This is a genomic window from Curtobacterium sp. MCBA15_001 (genome assembly GCF_001864835.1).
Lineage (GTDB): Bacteria > Actinomycetota > Actinomycetes > Actinomycetales > Microbacteriaceae > Curtobacterium.
This window is the reverse complement of the sequence record NZ_MJGI01000006.1, coordinates 132,989-153,584: the sequence shown is the minus strand read 5'-3', so window position 1 is coordinate 153,584 and position 20,596 is coordinate 132,989. Positions and strand designations below refer to the sequence as shown.

15 protein-coding genes are annotated in these 20,596 nt (G+C 72.4%); 9 read left to right on the top strand and 6 right to left on the bottom strand.

Translation table 11 applies throughout. The features are described 5' to 3' along the window. Positions 1 to 113 precede the first annotated feature (113 nt). The 3 genes from BIU90_RS03410 to BIU90_RS03400 all read left to right on the top strand — a co-directional run bounded on the left by BIU90_RS03410 (position 114) and on the right by BIU90_RS03400 (position 3,750). A complete protein-coding gene (locus BIU90_RS03410; protein ID WP_071298825.1) occupies positions 114 to 1,802 on the top strand; it encodes a sodium:proton antiporter in 1,689 nt (562 codons plus the stop codon). Positions 1,803 to 1,904: 102 nt separating this feature from the next. Further along, the gene (locus BIU90_RS03405; RefSeq protein ID WP_071298824.1) at positions 1,905 to 3,449 is read left to right on the top strand and encodes an ABC transporter permease; all 1,545 of its coding nucleotides are present in this window, start codon (positions 1,905 to 1,907) and stop codon (positions 3,447 to 3,449) included. A 25-nt stretch (positions 3,450 to 3,474) separates the two neighbouring features. Further along, on the top strand, positions 3,475 to 3,750 hold the full coding sequence (locus tag BIU90_RS03400; RefSeq protein WP_071298823.1) for a hypothetical protein: 276 nt from the start codon (positions 3,475 to 3,477) through the stop codon (positions 3,748 to 3,750). Between the two features lie 31 nt (positions 3,751 to 3,781). On the opposite strand, the gene BIU90_RS03395 is transcribed toward BIU90_RS03400, so the two are convergent. After that, positions 3,782 to 6,565, bottom strand: a complete 2,784-nt coding sequence (locus BIU90_RS03395) for a non-ribosomal peptide synthetase (protein ID WP_175470123.1) — start codon at positions 6,563 to 6,565, stop codon at positions 3,782 to 3,784. 131 nt (positions 6,566 to 6,696) lie between these two features. After that, the gene (locus tag BIU90_RS03390; RefSeq protein ID WP_071298821.1) at positions 6,697 to 7,224 is read right to left on the bottom strand and encodes an 8-oxo-dGTP diphosphatase; all 528 of its coding nucleotides are present in this window, start codon (positions 7,222 to 7,224) and stop codon (positions 6,697 to 6,699) included. 133 nt (positions 7,225 to 7,357) lie between these two features. Between BIU90_RS03390 and BIU90_RS03385 the strand changes: the two genes are divergently transcribed. Together BIU90_RS03385 and BIU90_RS03380 are read left to right on the top strand one after the other, a co-directional pair. Next, positions 7,358 to 7,639 (top strand): tryptophan synthase subunit alpha, encoded by a 282-nt coding sequence (locus BIU90_RS03385; RefSeq protein ID WP_254786940.1) that lies wholly within the window; start codon positions 7,358 to 7,360, stop codon positions 7,637 to 7,639. A gap of 34 nt (positions 7,640 to 7,673) precedes the next feature. Beyond that, complete coding sequence (locus BIU90_RS03380) at positions 7,674 to 8,564, top strand: aminodeoxychorismate lyase (protein ID WP_071298819.1); 891 nt, start codon at positions 7,674 to 7,676, stop codon at positions 8,562 to 8,564. Positions 8,565 to 8,622: 58 nt separating this feature from the next. Here BIU90_RS03380 and BIU90_RS03375 read toward each other — a convergent pair whose 3' ends face one another. Next, positions 8,623 to 9,822: an amidohydrolase gene (locus BIU90_RS03375; RefSeq protein WP_071298903.1), complete on the bottom strand. Its 1,200-nt coding sequence runs from the start codon at positions 9,820 to 9,822 to the stop codon at positions 8,623 to 8,625. A gap of 104 nt (positions 9,823 to 9,926) precedes the next feature. On the opposite strand from BIU90_RS03375, the gene BIU90_RS03370 reads away from it, so the two are divergent. Both BIU90_RS03370 and BIU90_RS03365 read left to right on the top strand, forming a co-directional pair. Then, the gene (locus tag BIU90_RS03370; protein WP_071298818.1) at positions 9,927 to 11,213 is read left to right on the top strand and encodes a Fic family protein; all 1,287 of its coding nucleotides are present in this window, start codon (positions 9,927 to 9,929) and stop codon (positions 11,211 to 11,213) included. A 9-nt stretch (positions 11,214 to 11,222) separates the two neighbouring features. Next, positions 11,223 to 13,409 carry a S9 family peptidase gene (locus BIU90_RS03365; RefSeq protein WP_071298817.1) on the top strand — a complete coding sequence of 729 codons (2,187 nt, stop codon included), beginning with the start codon at positions 11,223 to 11,225 and terminating at the stop codon, positions 13,407 to 13,409. A 60-nt stretch (positions 13,410 to 13,469) separates the two neighbouring features. Here BIU90_RS03365 and BIU90_RS03360 read toward each other — a convergent pair whose 3' ends face one another. Continuing rightward, entirely contained in the window at positions 13,470 to 14,999 is a 1,530-nt protein-coding gene (locus BIU90_RS03360) for a CYTH domain-containing protein (RefSeq protein ID WP_071298816.1), read from the bottom strand. 59 nt (positions 15,000 to 15,058) lie between these two features. Here BIU90_RS03360 and BIU90_RS03355 point away from each other — a divergent pair, with 59 nt between their 5' ends. Then, positions 15,059 to 15,331 carry a mycoredoxin gene (locus tag BIU90_RS03355; protein WP_071298902.1) on the top strand — a complete coding sequence of 91 codons (273 nt, stop codon included), beginning with the start codon at positions 15,059 to 15,061 and terminating at the stop codon, positions 15,329 to 15,331. Positions 15,332 to 15,485: 154 nt separating this feature from the next. On the opposite strand, the gene BIU90_RS03350 is transcribed toward BIU90_RS03355, so the two are convergent. Continuing rightward, positions 15,486 to 17,612 carry a DEAD/DEAH box helicase gene (locus tag BIU90_RS03350; protein ID WP_071298815.1) on the bottom strand — a complete coding sequence of 709 codons (2,127 nt, stop codon included), beginning with the start codon at positions 17,610 to 17,612 and terminating at the stop codon, positions 15,486 to 15,488. 558 nt (positions 17,613 to 18,170) lie between these two features. Next, positions 18,171 to 19,415, bottom strand: a complete 1,245-nt coding sequence (locus tag BIU90_RS03345; RefSeq protein ID WP_071298814.1) for an aminoglycoside phosphotransferase family protein — start codon at positions 19,413 to 19,415, stop codon at positions 18,171 to 18,173. 80 nt (positions 19,416 to 19,495) lie between these two features. On the opposite strand from BIU90_RS03345, the gene BIU90_RS03340 reads away from it, so the two are divergent. Continuing rightward, entirely contained in the window at positions 19,496 to 20,554 is a 1,059-nt protein-coding gene (locus BIU90_RS03340; RefSeq protein ID WP_071298813.1) for an aromatic acid exporter family protein, read from the top strand. The last annotated feature ends 42 nt before the right edge of the window (positions 20,555 to 20,596 follow it).

The window sequence follows — 20,596 nt, the reverse complement described above, 5'->3', positions numbered from 1 at the left end:
CGGGCAAGTGTCGCGCATGAGCGGCCCGTGGGCAAACCCGATCGGCAACCTGCCGTTCACCTCGGCTTCACGATCGTTCAGCAACGGAAGCATGCCGATGGGAGAATGAGCAGATGGACATCGCCGAGCTCCTCCTGCTGCTGGTCGGATCCCTGGTGGTGACGGGCTTCGCTCGGGCCAAGGGACTGCCGGCCCCCTTGCTCGTCACGGCGGTCGCGTTGGCGGTGTCCTTCATCCCCGGACTGCCGCACATCGAGATCAACTCCGAGCTGATCCTGACGGTGATCCTGCCCCCGCTGCTGTACTCGGCGGCGCTCGACGTGTCGTGGCAGAGCTTCCAGCAGTCGATCAAGCAGATCCGACGACTCGGCATCTTCCTCGTGATCATCACCGCCCTCGCGGTGGCCCTGGCGGCCTACATCATCATCCCCGACATGGACTGGCCCGCGGCGATCCTGCTCGGAGCCGTGGTCGCCCCGCCGGACGCGGTGTCCGCAGCTGCGATCGGCCGGAAGCTCGGACTCCCCCGCCGGGTGATGACCGTGCTGTCCGGCGAGAGCCTCATCAACGACGCGGCGTCGCTGACCCTCGTGCGGGTGTTCACGCTCATCGCCGCAGGCACCTCGTTGACGATCTGGCAGGACGTGGGCATCTTCGGCCTGGCGATCGGTGTCGGGCTGGCGGTCGGCATCGTCCTCGGCGTGCTCGTGCACTGGATCCGGATGCGCATCAACGACCCGGTCGTCGAGACGATCATGAGCATCCTGCTGCCGTTCGTGGCGTACATCCTGGCCGAGGACCTGTCCGGCTCCGGGGTCATCGCCGTCGTCACCGCCGGACTCTACATCGGCTACAACTCGCCGAAGGAGGGCTACGCGACCCGGCTGCAGGAGCGCCCGCTGTGGACGAGCATCGACGTGATCCTCGAGGGCTTCGTGTTCGCCCTCATCGGCCTGCAGCTCAACACCGTGGTGCAGGACCTGGTCGAGAGCGAACGGAGCCTGGGGCAGACGATCACCGCGGCCGTCGTGGTGCTCGCGGTCGTGATCGTCGTCCGGCCGCTCTTCGTCTTCGAGTCCTACGTCCGCAACCGCTTCAACGGCCGGTGGTTCCGACCCTTGCGCATCCGGCTGTCCCGGGGGCACCGGTGGCTGCGGTGGATGCGTGGCTCCGCCGAACCGAAGCTGAACTGGCGCGAGCTCACCGTCATCTCGTGGACCGGCATGCGCGGCGTGGTGACCCTGGCCGCCGCAGTGTCCGTCGTGGCCAGCCCCGTGCAGATCAAGGCGCAGGACACCATCTTCGTGATCGCGTTCATCGTCACCGTCGGCACGCTGCTGCTGCAGGGGCTCACGCTGCCGTTCGTGATCCGGTCGCTCAAGGTGCAGGACCCGGCCGAGGGCGAGGAGGACATCCGCAGCGAGATGCGGCTCAACCAGCGCACGACCGAGGCCGCGATCGAGCTGCTCGACGCGCGGCGGTCGGAGTGGGCGAAGCAGTACGGCGACCAGGCGATCGACACCGTCGTCACCCGGTTGAAGGCCCGGCTCGAACGGCAGGCCGAGGTCTTCCGGCAGGACGCCGAGGAAGAGGAGTCCGAGGACCGGAACACGAGCGTGCGGCTCCGAGGCTCGCAGATCCAGGACATCCGGCGTGAGCTGCTCGACCGGCGGCGGGAGATCGTGCTCGAGGAGCGCGAGCGGGGCAACCTGGACGAAGAGGTGATGCGGCGCGTGCTCGTGACGCTCGACGCCGAAGAGCTCGCGATGGACTCGGCGCAGGCCTCCCGCAGCCGGTCGTAGCCCGGACCGCGGCCGGCGCCGCGACCCGGACCGGGGTCAGGCCCGCGGCGTATCCTGACCGCACCCAGCCGGACCACACCAGACCAGGAGCACAGCGCGCCAGTGAGCACCCCGCGGAACGACGTCCCGAAACACAGCGACACCCCGGACCGCACCGGGACGCCCCCGAAGCCGCGCCAGACCCGCCCCTCCGCCCGCGGGACGAAGCCCCGCCGCGGCGCCAAGGTCGCCGGCTCCGGGCACGCCACGCGTCGTCGTCAGGCCCCGGTGCCCCAACCGCAGAAGATCAGCGCGTACCGCCGCTGGTTCAGCACGCTGCACCCCTCCCTGCAGCTCATCGGCCTGCAGCTCTGGATGCCGCTGTTCTTCATCGTCGGCTTCTGCCTGTGCTACGTCTTCGCGTTCCACGCCCCGCACCCGCACGACGTGCCGATCGCGCTGATCGGCAGTGACCCGACGCTCGTCGCCGCGGTGCAGAAGGCCCTGCCGGGCGAGTTCGTCTTCCACACCTACGACTCCCTGGTCGCCGCCAAGCGCGACGTCCTGGCCGGGTCGATGGCGGTGGCGTACGACCCGTCCGCGAACGAGTTCTTCAAGGCCAGCGCCCACCAGTTCCAGGTCGCGAGCCTGGTCCCCGCGACGCTGTCGGCCGTGCTGACCGGCATCGGCGTGGCAACGCCCAAGATCACCGAGCTCGCCGCACTGCCCGCCTACGACGAGTACGGCACCGTCCCGATGTACGTGATGCTCGCGTGGTGCATCGGCGGCTACATGGTCGCGATGTTCATCGGCATCATGGGCGGACCGCTCCGGCACCGCGTGCGGATGGCCGTCATCGTCGTCGGTGGCCTGGTCATCTCGCTCATCACGAACACCCTCGCCGGCCCGGTCGTCGGTGCGATCCACGGGCACTGGATCGAGCTGGTCCTCATCGCCTGGGGCTGGATCGTCGCGATCGGCCTGGCCGTGAACGGGCTGAGCTACTTCGTCGGCCGCTTCATCGCCGCACCCGCGATGATCTGCTTCGTCTTCCTGTCGATGCCGTCCTCCGGTGGCGCGTACCCGAAGTGGTTCATGCCGGAGCCGTTCGCGTGGCTCAACAACGTGGTGGTCGGCTCGAGCATGGTCGACATGATCAAGCACCAGGTCTACGGCGTCGGCCCCGGCCCGGCACGCGGGCTCATCACGATGGCCTGCTACGCCGGCGCCGGCCTGGTGCTGATGTACTTCGGCAAGATGCTCTGGGAGCGCCGCCGGATCCGCGCGATCGTCACGGGGCGCACCACGATGTTCCAGGACGCGCAGACCGCCAACCGCGAGTTCCTCGGCAAGCAGCGCGACGTCGAGCTCGAACGGCACGGCCTGTCCTCCACCGAGACCGGCACGCTGCAGGTCCTGCGCGAGGACGACTGGGAGGACGAGCGCCTGAGCGGCGACGTCTTCACGGGCGGCCGCGACGGACTCGAGAACGCACCGGTGACCACCGGGCGCATCCCGGTCGTGCGGCAGACGGACCGGCAGCCGGTCGGCGGTCGGACGGGAGGCCCGGGGTCGGGTCCGCGCGCACGCTCGGCCGCCGACGCGGACGCGTCCGGAGCCCCGTCCGGTCCGGACGAGCACCCGCGGCACCGGCACGCGGCACGGTGACCGTCAGCGGTATCCTGGGCCGATCATGACCCGTACCGCCTGGCACCGTCTGCTCGTCACCGTCGTCGTCGCGCTGCTGGCGCTGACCGCGGTCCTCTGGATCGCGAGCGTCGTGCTGGCGCCCGCCGACGGTCGGAACACCGCCGGGCTGTTCGTCGGGTGGGCGATGTTCGCCATGGTCGGCGCGATCGCCGTCGGCATCGTCGACTTCTTCGTCCGGCCACTCGGTGGCCGCAGCGGCGACGCGGACGTCATCGCCGCGGCCGAACAGGCGCGCACGGGCAGCACCCGCACGCGCTGACGCCCACGGGCGCTGACGCTCGCGGGTCGGTTCAGCCGAGCTGGTCGCGGAGCACGTCGGCGAGCTCGCCGACGTACGGCTCCCGCAGCACCGAGCTGTGCTCGCTGTGCATCCGGACCTCGTCCGCGCCGGCCACCAGGAACGGCGCCCAGCGGCTGGCGCCGGAGTCGTTGCCGTCGGCGATGACGAGCGTCACCGGACCGGTGTACACCGGCGGGCGGTAGCGACGGGAGACCACGACCGCGTGGTCGAAGAAGGCGCGGAACTGCTGCTGTCCCTGCCACCGGAACACGCCGGCACCGTAGGCACGGGCACGACGGCCGATCTGCCCGATCGGAGCAACCACGCGCTCGCGCACGAACGCCGTCCGGTCGGCGACGGACCGGCGGAGGCCACGCCGCGGTGCCGCTGTGCTCCGCCCGAGGTCCAGCTGGCCGAACTCGACCTTGTCGACCTGTTCCGCGGTCTGCTCCGGCAGGTAGGTGTCGACCAGCACCACGCGCTGGACCTCCTGGCCCGCCGCGGTCAGGATCGACGCCATCTCGAGCGCGACCAGGCCACCGAACGAGTGCCCCGCGATCGTGTACGGCCCGCGCGGCTGCACGACGCGCATGAGCTCGATGTAGCGCTTCGCCATCGCGGTGACGCTCCAGTCCGGCACCGAACGGCGCTCGAGACCGTGCTGCTGGAAGGCGTGGACCGCCCGGTCCCCGAGCCGGCGCGACAGGGCCGCCCAGGTCAGGCCGAGCGCACCGGCGCCGGCGACGCAGAACAGCGGCGGCTTCGTCGAGTCGCCGGCGTCCGCCAGGGTCATCACGTCCGGGTGGCTCGGGACCGCGGTCGCACCGAGTCGTGCCCGGGCGGCGAACGTCCGGACGGTGGGGTGCTCGAGCAGGTCGGTCGAGGGCAGGTCGACGTGCAGCCGGTCGCTCACCAGCGCGAGCATCTCCTCGGCGGACAGCGAGTCCCCGCCGAGGGCCGCGAAGTCGTTGTCGAGCCCGACGGCCGGCAGCTGGAAGGGTCCGACCGACGGCAGCCCGAGGACCTCGGACCAGATCTGCGCGACGGCGAGCTCCCACTGGTCGTACGTGTCGGCGTCCGGCATCGCGGTGCCGCCCTCACCGAGGGTCATCGCGAGCGACGGCGCCTCGGGCAGCGCTGCCCGGTCGACCTTGCCGCGCTCGTTCCGCGGGAGTGCGGCCAGCGGCACGATCGCCGTCGGCACCATGTAGTCGGGGAGCATGTCCCGCAGCGCCTTGCGGATCGCGGCGGGCGACGCCGACCGACGGCCGCGCTTGGTCACGACGTACGCGACCAGCCGCGTCGGGGCCGGCGGCGCCTTGACGGCGACGACCGCGGCCTCCTGGACCGTGTCCACGGTCCGCAGGGCCGACTCGACCTCGCTCGGCTCGACCAGGTAGCCGCGCACCTTCACGGCGTCGTCGGCGCGTCCGAGCAGGGTGAGGCGGCCCTCCTCGTCGAACCGGCCGAGGTCGCCGACGGCCCACGTCGGGGTGCCGTCGTCGGACACGCCCGCACGCGTCGCGGTGGTCTCGGGGGCGCCCCAGTAGCCGCTCGTCATGGCGTCCGAGATGCAGACGATCTCGCCGGACTCGCCGACGTCCGCGATGCTGCCGTCGGGGCGGCGCAGGACGATCCGCTTGCCTGCGACGATGCGTCCTGACGGGATGCTCCGCTCCGGGACCGGGTCCGTGGCGCGGATCTCGTTGACGGCGTAGACGTTGGTCTCGCTCGACCCGGTCCAGTTGCAGAACGAGGTCGTCGGGCCGAGGAGCGGCCGGAGCGCTGCCAGGTCCGGGCCGGTGACGGCCTCTCCCACGGTGGCGACCATGCGCAGGTCGCGGAGCCGGTCGTCGGTGGTCTCGAGCGCACCGACGATCGAGCGGACCAGGTGCGGTGTGGTGTGCAGCGTCGTCAGGCCGGCGTCGTGTATCCAGGTCGCCAGGCCCTCCACGCCGGTGCGACGCGGGTCCGCGACGTGCAGCGAGGCACCCGCGAGCAGCCCGGAGATCACGAGCGAGAACCCGGCCGAGAAGCCGTGCGGCAGGACGGAGGCCATCCGGTCCTCGGTGGTGAACCGGAAGACCTCGCGCTCGGCGACGGTGTCCGCCATCGCCTGGCGGTGCGTCATGACGACGCCTTTGGGTGCGCCCGTCGAGCCGGACGTGAAGATGATGACGAGCGGGTCGCGGCCGTGCCGCTCGAGCGCGACGGGGACGTTGCGGATCACGACGTCGGAGGCGGCGATCGCGCGGGCCTCGGCCACCAGCGGGCCGAACGGGAGGACCGTCCCCCGGTCCGCCACCAGGGTCGCCGCCTGCTCGGCGTGCGCCTGGTCCGCCACGACGTCGACGATGCCGGCCAGACGCATCACGTGGCGGAGTCGGGCCTCGGGCAGGAACGGGTCGAGGGCGACGATCGTGCGGCCGGCCCGGACCAGGCCGAGCATGGACAGGACCGAGGGCACACCGTGCGTGACGAGCACGCCGACGGGGACGGACGCGCCGCCCTGGGGCACGTCGACACCGAGGCCGCTGTGGTCGTCCGGGGTGAGCCGCTCGTCGAGCAGGGCCCCGACCGCGCGGGACACCCGGTCGAGTTCGGCGTGGGTCAGGGACAGGTGCTCGTCCGTGACCGCGAGCGCATCGGGCACGCGCGCGGCGACCTCCGTCAGGCCCGCCAGCAGCGAGGTCTCGGGCACGGCGGCGCCCCGGTGGTCGGACAGGGAGCTCGAGTCGGCGGACGGCCGCGCGGGCGGCGTCGTGTCGGCTCGGGTTCCGGTGGAGATGAGCACGTGGGTCCCCTTCACGGTGCATCGACGGTCGGTGGTCGACCGACCGTAACCCGCGTGCTGCGGTCGTTCCGAGCGACCGCGGGGGCGGTTGCGGGAACCCGCTGAACGGTGCGACATGCCGCAGTGGCCCGCTACCGGGGTGCGCGGCCGGCGTCGACGCCCGCGCCGGTGAACCCGGCGACGCTCGCGTTGTCCTCGGCGAACGTGAACCGTGCCGTGACGGTGCCACCCCGCAGCACCTCGGGGAGCCAGTACCGCGCGTCGTCCCACATCGCGTCGTACGGGACGGCGTCGACGAGGATCCACCGCGGCTCGAGCTCGGCGCTCGCGGTCGGCGTGCCGGACCAGCGCCGACAGACGAAGACGTCCGAGACCTGGGACCAGGACGGACGGTACGGGAACCGGTAGTCCAACGTGCCACGCGCCTCCAGGTCGGCCGGGTCGAGCCGCAGGCCGACCTCCTCCGCGACCTCGCGCACGGCGGTCTCGACCGCCGTCTCGACGCCCTCGCGCTTGCCGCCCGGACCCACCACGCGGCCGGTCCCGAGCCCGCGACGCTTCTCGCCGAGCAGCACCTCGGGGCCGTCGGCGCCGTCGCGGAGCAGGTACACGACGACGACGCGGGGGTGCTGGTTCTTGGTCTCGTCGCGCTCGGTCACCTGTCCAGTGTGGCCGACGAACTGGCGTACGCTCGATCCATGGCAGGCGTGCTGCGGGGGCGTCGTGGCTGAGCACCGGCGATTCGGGCGCAGCCTCGAAGTGCTGCGTGCCGAGGCTGCCGAGGAGATCTCGATGATCGTCGAGCACCGGTCGCGGCAGGGCGACGACCCGTGGGAGTTCATGCACCTGCTGCCCACCGTCGACGAGCAGGTCGTGCTCATCCTGCGCGAAGAGGCCCTCGAGCTCGACGCCGCGATCGGGCAGCGCAGCGCGCAGTGGTCGGCGCATCCTGCGTCCGGGCAGGGCACCCGTCTCGGCGAGGAGTACCACCGCCTGCGCCGGATCGCCCTGCAGCACCCGGAGCTCACGAGCACGGTGTGGAAGCTCATGGGCGCACTGCCCGAGCAGTCCTGACCCGCCCCGCTCCCCGCTGCGGTTGGATGGGCGCATGACCGAAACCGTGCTCGCCGTCCTGAACCAGCCCTCCCGAGACGCCGCGGCGCACGATCCCTCCGCCGACGCGTTCACCTTCGAGGCACCGCTCGAGCACCAGATCGAGGTGCAGGACCTCGGCATCGTGCGCGGCGACGGCGTCTTCGAGACCATCACCGTGGTCGACGGTCGCCCGCAGGCCCTCGAGGCACACCTGGCGCGGTTCGTCCGCTCCGCCGGGATGCTCGACCTGCCGCTGCCGGACCTCGACGCCTGGCGTCGTGCGATCGAGGCCGTCTGCGCCGAACTCGACCCCGTGCGCGAGGCCTTCGCCAAGACCGTCCTGACCCGCGGCGTCGAGGGCTCCGGCCGCCCGACCGGGTGGGTCTACGCGGCGGCGTCGGGCGACTCCACCGCCGCCCGGACCGAGGGGATCTCCGTCGTCACCCTCGACCGCGGCTACCGGCACGACGTCGAACGCACCTCGCCGTGGCTGCTGCAGGGCGCCAAGACGCTCTCCTACGCGGTGAACATGGCGGCACTGCGCGAGGCAGCGCGACGCGGGGCCGACGACGCGCTCTTCCTCACCACCGACGGCTACGTGCTCGAGGGGACGCGGGCGAACCTCGTCATGTCCGTCGGAGGCCGGCTCGTCACGCCCCGCACCGACATCGGGATCCTCGCCGGCACCACGCAGGCGGACGTGTTCCGCTTCGCCGAGGGCGAGGGCATCGAGACCGCGTACGAGCTCGTCACGCTCGCGGACCTGCACGCCGCCGACGCGCTGTGGCTGGTGTCGAGCGTCCGGCAGGCGGCGCCGATCCGGACGGTGGACGGCGAGGACCGCGCGATGGACCTGGCGATGACCGAGCGGATCAACGACTTCCTGCTGGCGCGCGAGTCCTGACCGGACTGCTTGGAGGCCCGGTGCCGGTCCGTCGGACCTGCACCGGGCCTCCAGGCAGTCACCAGCGCGGGACGGTGGTGCCGACGCCGTCGGCCCACGTGTACACCTGCTGTCCCTCGATCCAGACGCGGGTCGCGCGGCTCGTGGCGTCGAGCGGGTCGCCGGACCACAGCACCAGGTCGGCGTCGTGCCCCACGGCGAGCTGCCCGACACGGTCACCGAACCCCAGGAACGTCGCCGGGTTCACGGTGAGCGCCTCGAGCGCGGTCTGCCGGGGCAGGCCCTCCTTGACCGCGGCGATGGCCTGGTCGACCAGCATGTTGATCGGCACCACGGGAGCGTCGGTCGTGATCGCGACCCGGACCCCGGCTGCGGCGAGCGCCGCCAGGTGCGGGATGCCGCGGTCCCGCAGCTCGACCTTGGACCGGCTCGTGAACAGCGGCCCGTAGATGACGGGGATGTCCTTCTCGGCCAGGACCCCGGCGATCTTGTGCGCCTCGGTGCCGTGGTTGACGACGAGCCGGTAGCCGAACTCCTCGGCGAGGCGGATCGCGGTGGCCAGGTCGTCGTGGCGGTGGACGTGCTGGTCCCAGGCGAGCTCACCGTCGAGCACCCGCGCCAGTGTCTCCTTCGTCAGGTCGCGGGCGAACGGCTCGTCCCCGCGCTCGGCGGCGGCCCGGGCGGCGCGGTAGTGCTGCGCCTCGACGAAGGCGTCGCGGATGACCTTCGCGACGCCGAGCCTGGTCGACGGGGTCTGGCCCTTCTCGCCGTAGACACGCTTGGGGTTCTCGCCCAGGGCGCTCTTGACGCTGACGGCGTCGGAGATGAGCTGTTCGTCGATGGTCCGACCGCCCCAGGTCTTGATCGCGACGGTCTGCCCGCCGATGGGGTTGCCCGAGCCCGGCTTGACGACGATGCTCGTGATGCCGCCGGCGAGCGCGTCCCGGAAGCCCTCGTCGTCGATGTCCACGGCATCGATCGCGCGGACGCCGGCCATGTTCGGTCCGGTCATCTCGTTCGTGTCGTTGCCGGCCGGGCCGTTCGCCTCTTCGTGGATGCCGACATGGCCGTGCGACTCCACCAGGCCGGGGACGAGCCAGGCGCCTGCCGCATCGACGACGGGGAGGCCGTCGGGCACGGTGACGTCCGGGCCGAGCGCGGTGATGCGGCCGTCCTCGACCACGACCGCGCCCCCGTCGAACTCGGGGGCGGTGACGGGGACGACGTGGGCGCCGGTGACGACGAAGGAGCGAGTCATGTCGTCCACGCTAGTCCGAGCCCTCTGCCGAGTCGGTGTACAACATTTCGTGAGCTTGGTCGCTGTGCCGAGCGGTCCCTAGCGTGTTCGGGGAGGGGGGGACCATGACCGACGACCACACCACGCCCGCGCACTTCTCGCCCGTGCGCCTCGTGCCCGTGCACCTCCTGCCCGGGCCGCCCGAGTTGCCGGCGCACGGCATCGCGACGCGGCCGTGGCGGAGCACGGTGCGGGGTGACCGCGCCGACCGCCTGACCACGTCCGTGACCGTCTCCCTGCCGCCGCCGATCGCCGACGTCCGGTTCGTGCCCCTGGCGGTAGACCTCCCATTGCTCGACCGCGCTGCCGAGGCACTCCGGACCCTCGACCGGCAGCACGGGGACCGCCTCGGACCCCTCGGCGCCGTGCTCGCCCGGACCGAAGCCGTGGCGTCGTCCCGGATCGAGGACGAGCACGCCGACCTGGCCGACTACGCCCGCGCGGTCGTCGGGTCGCGCGCGAACGGCAGTGCGACGCTCATGGTCGCCGCGACCGCCGCGGTCCGACGGCTCCAGGACGACGCGGCGTCGGGGACGATCACCGCCGCGTCGGTCCTCCGGGCGCACCACGACCTGCTCCGCGACGATCCGCTCGACGGACCTGACGCCGGTCGGTGGCGCACCGTGCAGAACTGGATCGGCGGCGGTAGGACCCCGCGCCGGGCCACGTACGTCCCGCCGCCGCCCGAGCTCGTCCCCGCGGCGATGGACGACCTGCTCGCGTTCACCGCACGCGACGACCTGCACCCCGTCGCCCAGGCCGCGATCGCGCACGCGCAGTTCGAGTCGATCCACCCCTTCACCGACGGCAACGGGCGCGTCGGTCGCGCGCTCATCGGTGCGGTGTTCCGGCGGCGCGGACTGACCGCCACCGTGACCGCTCCGGTCGCGACCGCGCTCGTGGCCGACCGGGCGCGGTACTTCGCGCACCTCGAGCGCTTCCGGTCCGGCTCCGTGCACGGGTTCGTCGCGGACCTGGCGGTCGCCGTGGGGATCGCGTGTGACGAGGCCGCGATGACGGCGATGGTGCTCGACGAGCACGCCGCGTGGGCAGCGTCCTCGACGGCGGCGTCGGCTGCACTGGCCGACGCCGTGCTGACGGAGGAGCACGCGGACACCCTCGCACGCACGAACGGGACCACCACCGAGCGGCTCGTCGACGACCTGGTCCGCGCGGGCCGACTCCGCCCGGTGACCACGCGCCGCCGCAACCGTGCCTGGCTCGTGGTCGACGTGGCGGACGAACTCGACGCGCTCGGCACCCGCGTCGCCACCGCCGTGCACGAGCACGCGATGCTCCGGCACCTCCACGCGGCACCGGGCGGTCGGCTCTCCGAGGGGCGCGCGGCCTAGGGTGGTCGGGTGAGCGACGAGCACGGACCGACCACCCCGCCGACCGCCGACAAGCGGCCGATCACCCGAACGCACCACGGCATCGACTTCGTGGACGACTACGAATGGCTCCGCGACAAGGAGTCACCGGACACGCTCCGGTACCTCGAGGCCGAGAACGCCTTCACCGCGGCCTCCACCGACCACCTGGCCGACCTGCGCGAGCGGGTCTTCGCCGAGGTCAAGAGCCGCGTGCAGGAGACCGACCTCTCCGTGCCGGTGCGGATGGGCTCGTGGTGGTACTTCACGCGCACCAGCGAGGGCAGCCAGTACGGCGTGCAGTGCCGGGCGCCGATCTCCGGCCCGGACGACTGGACCCCGCCCACGCTCGACGAGGGAGCGGCGACGCTGCCGGGTGAGCAGGTCGTCCTCGACGGCAACGCCCTGGCGGAGGGCCACGACTTCTTCTCGCTCGGGTCCTACGACATCACGGACGACGGCACCCGCCTGGTCTACGGCGTGGACGTGGCCGGTGACGAGCGGTACACCCTGCACGTCCGCGACCTCGCCACCGGGCAGGACCTGGACGACGTGGTCGAGAACACCGGCTCCGGCGCGACCTTCGACCCCTCCGGCCGGTACGTCTTCTACCCCACGGTGGACGACTCCTGGCGACCGGACCGCATCTGGCGGCACACGGTCGGCACCCCGGCGTCCCAGGACGTCGTCGTCTTCGAGGAGCCCGACGACCGCTACTGGGTGGGCGTCGGCGTGACCAGGTCGTCGCAGTACATCGTCATCGAGCTCGGCTCGAAGATCACGTCGGAGGCCTGGGTGCTCGACGCCGCCGACCCGACGGGCGAGTTCCACGTCGTCTGGCCGCGGCGCGAGGGCGTCGAGTACGAGGTCGAACACGCCATCGTCGGCGGCAGCGACCGGCTGCTCGTGCTCCACAACGACGGCGCCGAGAACTTCGAGCTCGTCGACGTGCCCGCGGACGACCCGACCTCGACGGACGACCGCCGCGTCGTCGTCGCGCACCACCCCGAGCGCCGCATCGAGTCGGTGGACGCGTTCGCCGGTCACCTGGCGCTCGAGTACCGGTCCGAGGCCCTGCCCCGCGTGGCGATCATCCCGCTCGAGGGCGACGGCTACGGCGACGCACAGGAGATCCCCTTCGACGAAGCCCTGTTCTCGGCCGGGCTCGGCGGGAACCCCGAGTGGCACCAGCCCACCCTGCGGATCGGCTTCACCTCGTTCGTCACCCCGTCCGAGGTGAGCGACCTCGACCTGGCGACCGGCGAGGTCACCGTCCTCAAGCGGCAGCCGGTGCTCGGCGGGTACGACCCGGCGGACTACGTGCAGGAGCGCGACTGGGCCACCGCGGCCGACGGCACCCGCGTGCCGATCTCGCTCGTCTGGCGCCGCGACGCCGTGGACACCGACGCCCCGGCGCCGCTGCACCTGTACGGGTACGGCTCCTACGAGCACTCGATCGACCCGGGCTTCAGCGTGATGCGGCTGTCCCTGCTGGACCGCGGGGTGGTGTTCGCCGTCGCCCACGTGCGCGGGGGCGGGGAGCTCGGGCGGCACTGGTACGAGAACGGCAAGACCCTGACGAAGAAGAACACCTTCACCGACTTCGTCGCGGTCGCCGACCACCTCATCGCCACGGGTCGCACCACCGCCGACCGTCTGGTGGCCGAGGGCGGCAGTGCGGGCGGGCTGCTCATGGGCGCCGTCGCCAACATCGCTCCGGACCGGTTCGCCGGCATCGTCGCGGCTGTGCCCTTCGTCGACGCCCTGACGAGCATCCTCGACCCGGACCTGCCCCTGACGGTCATCGAGTGGGACGAGTGGGGCGACCCGCTCCACGACCCCGAGGTCTACCGCTACATGAGCGAGTACTCGCCGTACGAGAACGTCCGCGACGACGTGCAGTACCCGGCGATCCTGGCCGCGACCTCGATCAACGACACCCGCGTGCTGTACGTCGAACCGGCGAAGTGGACCGCGAAGCTCCGCGAGGTCGGTGCGCCCGTGCTCCTGAAGACGGAGATGTCGGCCGGGCACGGTGGGGTCAGCGGACGGTACGCGTCGTGGCGCGAGCGCGCGTTCGAGATCGCATGGATCCTCGACACCCTGGGCCTCGCCGAGGACGACGCAGCGCGCCACGCAGACGACACGGCCCTGGCCGACGGGACCCCTGGCGCCTGACCGGACGCGACGACGGGGTGCGGCCTGCTCGGTGTGAGCAGTACCGCACCCCGTCGCCGTTCACACGCGGTTGAGCGCGTGCACCGCCTCGTCGTAGGACTCCTCGGCCAGGCGGACGCGGTCCCCCGCCAGCACGCCGTACGCGAAGGTGCTCTCCCCCGCGCGGTCGGCAACCGCCGCCAGCGTGCGGAGTGCGTCGAGCGCCCACAGCGACCGGACCCGCTCGGTGAGGACGTCGGCCGCGCTGCCGATGCGCTTCCACAGCGCGTGCGGGAAGGCGTCGTCGCCCAGGACGTCCATCGCCAACCGGGCGCGCATGGTGCCCTGCCACGCCAGCTCGGTCGCGGCCCGGTCCGCTGCCTCGCGCTCGGCTGCGGAGTCAGAGGTGTCGTCCGCGACGGCGTTCCGGACGAGCTCGCGGACCTCGGGCTTCACCGTCGCGGTCACGTCCTGCGCGACCTTCTTCGGCGAGCGGAGCGACCACGCGGTCGGCGCCGGACGCTCCACCGCGTCGTCGAGCGCGTCGAGCAGCTCCAGGAACGGCTCACCGTGCAGCGCGGTGACCACGTCACGCACGGCTTCGTCACGGCGTTCGCGCGTGGCTGCGAGGATCCGTTCGCGCGTCATGGCGTCGACCAGCAGGTCCTGTGCCGGGCTCGTCGCCCGCGGCAGGCGGTCGACCAGGTACTCGGCGAGCGCCGCGCGTGCTGCGACCTCGGCCAGGGCGTTCGCGCCGTCGACCGCGCGGTCGACGGTCACGTCGGCGGGGAACGCCGGACGGTACGTCTGCAGCAGGGCGGCGATCTCGAGGGTGGTGTCGGCCGTCTCACGGAGCTCGGCGTTCTCGCCGGACCGCAGCCGGGCCTCCTGGGCGAGGAGCGCTGCGCGCAGCTTGCGGAGTCGCTTGGCCAGGATGCGGGCGGTGGTGCCCTTGTCTGGCTTGTCCTCGGTCTGGAGGCGCGGTGCGGGTGCTCCGGCCAGCCCACGTGCCAGCTTGGACGCGACCGCGGCGGGGCCGGCCCCGACGGCCGCGAAGCGTCCGTCGACGGATGCCAGGAACTCGTGCGCGACCTGCTCGTCGATGCCGGGGGCGGTCTCGACCTCGATCTCGCGCCAGGTGCGCGGGTCGGCCGGCGCGTCGGCGTCGAGCCGCTGGGCGCTGACGCGGTCGTCCGCGAGCTCGGCGACCTGGTCGCCGTCCTCGTCCAGCAGCCGGGTGACGGTCCGGGTCGTCGTGATCTGCACGACAGGCCGGAGTCCGCGGCCGCGGCGCTCGGTGAACAGTGCCGCCAGGACGCCCTCCGGCACGGTGTCGGTGTCGTCCGTGAGCGGGAAGTGCTGCTCGTGCCGGACCGTGTCGGACGCGGCGCGCTTGATGTGCCACCCGGCATCGTGGCCACCGGTGCGCCGACGCACGGTCACGTGCGATGCCACCAGGTCGTACCGCTCGGTGTCCCAGTACGTGGCGTCGAGCTCGAAGGGGTCCTGGTGGTCGAGCTGCAGAACACCGCCGACCCCGATCAGGTCCGGCAGGGCTGCCGCGTCGGGCAGGTCGTAGGTGCGCTCGATCTCGAGGTGCGTGTCCGTCACACGTCCCTGTCTACCAGGGGTCACCGGCGACTCCCGACCAGCGGACGTAGCCTGTGCAGATGAGCGAGACGATCACCCGCGACGCGTTCGTGCCCCAGGCCGGCGCCGTCACCATGTTCACGACCACCTGGTGTGGGTACTGCGCCCGGTTGAAGAACCAGATGTCCAAGGCCGGCGTGCCCTTCACCGAGGTCGACATCGAGGCCACCCCGGGCACCGCCGAGCTCGTCGCCGAGGTCAACGGCGGCAACCAGACCGTGCCGACCCTCGTGTTCCCCGACGGCAGCACCGCCACGAACCCCTCGCTGGCCGAGGTGCAGTCCCGCATCTGACGGGCCCCGGAGCACCCGGCCGCCGGCTGGCCGCCGGCCTCGCGGCTCCGCCGTCTGCGCCGTTGCACCCCCGCACGAACATCGCGCCCCGTCACAACGGGGCGCGATGTTCGTGTCGGGGCGCGATGCCAGGGCGGCGGACCGGCCGCCCGCGTCAGCCTCCGAGCGCCTCGGTGAGCAGCGCCGCCATCGCGTCGAGCTGGATGTCGCCGGAGTCGACGAGTTCCTCGTCGGACCCGTCGAGCGCCCGAGCGGCGAGCCCGGCCTTCGAGTCGATGAGCTCGGCGATCTTGGTGTCGATCGTCTGCGCGGCGATGATGCGCCACGCGGTGACGGGTTCCGCCTGCCCGATCCGGTGCACGCGGTCGATCGCCTGGGTCTGCTCGGCGCTCGTCCACGACAGCTCGGCGAGGACGACGTTCGACGCGACCTGCAGGTTGAGGCCCACGCCGGCCGCGGTCAACGAGCAGACGATCACCGCGACGTCGGGGTCGTTGACGAACGAGTCGATCTCGGCCGTGCGCTGGGCCGGGGTCTGGTCGCCGCGGATGGTCGCGGTGCGCAGGTGCCGGCGGGCGAAGACCTCTTCGGCCTGGTCCATCACGTCGAGGTGCTTGGCGAAGAACACGACCTTGCCGACGTTCGACGCCAGCTGTGCCGCGTAGTCCGCCGCGAGCTGGGCCTTGGCACGACCGATGCGCCGCACCATCGAGAACACGTTCTCGCCCGTCGAGGACGCGTCCTGGTCCTCGAGCTCCCACCGCGCGACCTGGCGGACGAGCTTGTGGTCGATGCCCTCGACCGGTGCCTGACCGGTGCGGGCGTCGAGCGCCTGGTGGTACCGCTTGACCAGCTTCGCGGTGAGCTCGCGCTCGGCGTCGCGGATGGAACGGCCCTCGTCGCCGTCGAGCTCGACCGGGATGTCGGCGATGCGGCGGGCGGGGATGTCCGCGGCGACGTCGACCTTGCGGCGCCGGACGATGCCGAGGTCGATCACGGCACGACGGGCCTCGGAGAAGAAGCCCTGGTCGGCCGGGGTCAGGCCGATGTCCTCGAGCTCGTTCATGAGCTGCGCGCGGGGCTTCTTGTCGTCGATCCAGCCGAGGAACTCCCAGATCGTGCGGAAGTCCTCGACCGAGTTGATGAGCGGGGTGCCGGTGAGCGCCATCATGAGCGGCGCCGCCGTGCGTGCGCGGATCTTCTCGGCGAGCTGCAGCACGAACTTGGATCGCTGCGAGTCCTTGTTCTTGATGAAGTGCGCCTCGTCGACGACCATCCCCTTGAACCCGAACGCGCCGAGCCAGCCGACGTGCCGGTCGAGGATCTCGTAGTTCACGATGACGACGTCGGCGAAGCCGTCCAGGTCGTCGCCGTCGCCGTGGATGACGGTCGCGCGCCGGTTCGGCACCCAGCGGGCGGCCTCGCGCGCCCAGTTCGTCTTGACCACGTTCGGCACGACGACCAGCAGCGGGTACGCCTTCGCCGCCTCGGCCGCCAGCAGCGACTGCGCGGTCTTGCCGAGGCCCGGCTCGTCGGCGAGCAGGAACGTGCGGTGACCCTGCGCCGCCGAGGCGACGAGCTCGGCCTGGTGCGGCATCAGCGTGGTGCCCGAGAGCGTGTCGAGGGACCCTGGGTCCGGCAGCGCCATCGACGCCGCGCCCCCGCCCGCGCCGTACTCGAAGGACTTGAAGAGCGGGCCGAACAGCTCCCAGTTCGCCAGGCGTCGCGGGTGCGCGACGGGCTGGTCCGCGAGCGCGAAGTCCGGCGGCAGGAACGGGTTCGCCAGCTGCCGCTGCACGACCGCCTGCGGCACGACCGCGCGCTCCTGGGCGACCGACACCGCGGCGGGCTCTGCCGCGATGACCAGGTCCTCGGGCTGCATCTCGACGCCGCCCGCGATCATCATGTCGCGCTTGACGGTGCGGGTGGCCTCGGAGACCGAGGCCTCTTCGGTCAGCAGCTGGATCACGCTGGTGTCCCGCGCGGCCGTCTTCGCCAGGATCGTCGCCACGCCGTCGAGCCGCTTCATCTGCTCGGCGCGCTGCGCGTCCGTCAGCTCGGGGTCCGCCTTGACCCGTGCGCGTTCCTCGCGCATGAGCAGGGCGACCGCCTGGAACTTGGTGCGGTTCGTCGCCTTGAGCGGACCGCGCTGCGCAGCGGCCTCGACCTCGCGCACCGCGCGGGCGAGCACCGGGATGACGCCGTCGTTGTCGAGCGGCCGGGTCCGGCGCGACGCGGTCCGCGTCCCACCGGCTGCACGCCGCGTGCCTGATCGAGCCAAGGCTCCTCCTGTTCCGCCCCGCGACCGGGGCGAGCCGCCCGTCCGGGCGGAAGTCTCGTCGGTGCGTCCGTCGCACCGATGCCGGCAGCGGGCCACCGTGGCCCGCCGACCCCCACGACGTGTGTGCGACCGCTCCACCGAGGGCGCCGGGTGACGCCTGAGCCGATGCGACGGTCTGCGCGGAGGATCCAGCGCCGTTGCACGCACGCGCCACTGCAGGACGGTGGTCGTCCGGCGGCGGTCGCGGACCCGGTGCCCACGTCGACCAAGCGGTCGTCCGCCGTGTCCGGAATCGACGCGACGGGCGGGCACGCGGTGCGTGCGCGGTCAGTTTACTCCCGGACCACCGCCGGAGGCGAGTCGGCGCTCCCCGCGCGCGTCGGGCCTCCCGTCAGAGCGCTCCCACCAGAGCGCTCCCCGCACCATCACGGGCCGGGTCGCGCATGGGTGGTCGGAACGCGCGTAGTCGGCCGTTTCTTCCGACCGGCCACGCGCGTTTCCGCGTTCCATCGCGCGCGCCATGGGACGGAACGCGCGTGGTCGGACCTGACGCGCGTGTCAGGGCAGGGGTGCGGAACGCGGACGGGCCGCGGGGTCGGACGGGAGGCTCGGGGCCGGCACCGCGAGTGCGGCACGTGTCGCCGCCAGCAGCTGCTCGGCGGTGGCGATCCCGTTCGCGGAGCCCGTGGTGGCCTGGCCACCCGCATGGGCGAGCAGCTGGGCGCCGATGGCCGGTCCCAGGCGCTCCGCCTCGACCGGGTTCCGTGCCGCCCAGTCCCGCGCGATCGCGTCGGCGAGCCGCTCCGCGGCGGCACCGCGGTCCGCATCACCGCGGGACCGGTGCCACAGTCCGGTGACGACGAGGTGCGCCACGACCGCGCCGATGTCGCGGACCGGGTACCCCCAGCCCGCCGTGTCGATGTCGAGCAGCCCGGAGATGCGCCACGGCTCGGCCTCGTCCACGAAGACCTGCTCCAGGTGCAGGTCCCCGTGCACGACCTGCTTCGTCGCGGCGGCCCACCCGATCGAGCGTCGCCCGATCGCGTCGTACAGCTCGTCGATCTGCGGCGCGTCCTGCGGCAGCGCGGCCACCAGGGTGCGGCGGTGCCAGTCAGCGTGGTCCATCGCGTCGGCGCGCGCCTGCTGGGTCATCGGCACGGTGGCGATGCGGCCCGTCAGCGCGGCGAGCGAGGCCACGAACCGCGGGTCGTCGGCGATGTCGAGGATGCGGCTGCCCGCCGGCACGCCCCGGATGCGTTCGAGGACGAGCAGGCCGTCGCCGCGGCTCGAGAGCACGCGGGGCACCGGCAGTCCGGCGGCGACGAACTGCTCGTGGGTCCGGACGATGGGTGCGACGCGGTGGGGTCGCACCACCTTGAGGAAGAGCGTGCCCTCGGGGGCGTCGACCCGGACGACGGCCCGCTTGCCCGGACGGTAGGCCGCGACGGTCAACGTCGGGTTCGTCACGGGCATCCCGAGCGTGGTCAGGAGCTCGGCGACGGCGTCGCGGTAGGTGACCTGCGGCAGCACCGGCAACCCGGGGTCGTTCGGGTAGGCCCACACCGAGACCGGCTCGTTCGTCGCCGGGTCGGTGACGAGTGCACTGTTCTGGTCGTGGGCGCCGCCGGTGTCGACGTAGGTCAGGACCGTGGCGCGCTGGCCGGCCCGGTCGACCGTGTCCACCTCGTAGCCGTACAGGTAGCCGTTGCCCGACGGCTCGACGGAGTGCGCGCGTGCGGCCACGACGGAGGTCCCGGAGCCGACGAAGGCCTCCGGGATGACGCGCTCGTGATTCGGCCACACGAGATCAGTCAACCGTGTCCACGGGGATTCGTCGCGTTCGTGCACGGCTCGGCGTGCGGACCGTGGCTAGCGTTGGCCAGGTGAACCCGGTCGCGCGCCTCCGCAGCTCGAAGCGCACCCCCCTGTTGCAGGTGGTCAAGACCGCCGTTGCCGTGGTCGCGGCGGTGCTGCTCTGCCGACTCCTCATCCAGGGTCCGTTCCCGACCTTCGCCGCGATCGCAGCGCTGCTCGTCGTGCAGCCGAGCATCAACCAGTCGTTCGTGAAGGGCCTCGAACGGAGCGCCGGCGTCGTCCTCGGGGTGGTCCTGGCGACCGGCGCGCACCTGCTGCTCGGCGACGCCGTCTGGGTGGTGCTGCTCGTCATCGTCGTGGCGATCCTCATCGCGTGGGCACTCCGGCTCACCCCGACCTCGGCGACGCAGGTGGGCATCAGCGGGATGCTCGTCCTGACCGCGGGGGTCGTGACGCCGAACTACTCGGCGGACCGGGTCCTCGAGACCGTGCTCGGCGCGGTCGTCGCGCTCGTCGTGAACGCCGTCATCGTGCCGCCCGTGCTGCTCCGCCCGGGTCACCTGGCCGTCGCTCGCCTGGCACGGGACACCGCGGCCGCGTTCGAGGGGGTCGCGATCGGCCTGACCGAGGGGTGGGACCAGGACCGCTGGCACGAGGCACTGCTCCGGGCCCGGGCGCTCCGACAGCAGCACGTCCAGGCCGAGGCGTCACTCGTCTCGGCGCAGGAGTCGCTCACGATGAACCCGCGCGGCGGACGGCACCGCACGATCCTCGAGCGCGACGTGGCGGTCGCGGAGCACCTGCGGGTCCTGGTCACGCGGGTCACCGGCATGACGCGGGCGATCCGCGACAACACCGCGCCGGACCTGCGCTCGGACCCGATGGTCGGTCGGATCGCCACCGAACTGGCACGGATCGGCGCGGACCTGCGCGCACTGGGCCGACAGGTCGAGTCCACCGAGCTGGCGTCGACGTCCGAGGCCGAGCCGGAGGCGATGCCGGACGGACCGGCACTGACCGCACCGCTCGAGGTGATCCGGCCGAACTCACGGCACTGGATCCTGATCGGCGCGCTGCTCGAGGACGTGCGCCGCGTGCGTGAGGAACTGCTCGGCGAGGACGACTGACCGCTGGGCGCGGGTGCGGGTGGGGGTGCGGGTGCGGGTGCG

Excerpts from the sequence above, each read along its gene's own strand:
- BIU90_RS03380 (WP_071298819.1), top strand. The coding sequence starts at position 7,674 with ATGACCGAAACCGTGCTCGCCGTCCTGAACCAGCCCTCCCGAGACGCC.
- BIU90_RS03375 (WP_071298903.1), bottom strand. The coding sequence starts at position 9,822 with ATGACTCGCTCCTTCGTCGTCACCGGCGCCCACGTCGTCCCCGTCACC.
- BIU90_RS03400 (WP_071298823.1), top strand. The coding sequence starts at position 3,475 with ATGACCCGTACCGCCTGGCACCGTCTGCTCGTCACCGTCGTCGTCGCG.
- BIU90_RS03385 (WP_254786940.1), top strand. The coding sequence starts at position 7,358 with ATGATCGTCGAGCACCGGTCGCGGCAGGGCGACGACCCGTGGGAGTTC.
- BIU90_RS03370 (WP_071298818.1), top strand. The coding sequence starts at position 9,927 with ATGACCGACGACCACACCACGCCCGCGCACTTCTCGCCCGTGCGCCTC.
- BIU90_RS03410 (WP_071298825.1), top strand. The coding sequence starts at position 114 with ATGGACATCGCCGAGCTCCTCCTGCTGCTGGTCGGATCCCTGGTGGTG.
- BIU90_RS03355 (WP_071298902.1), top strand. The coding sequence starts at position 15,059 with ATGAGCGAGACGATCACCCGCGACGCGTTCGTGCCCCAGGCCGGCGCC.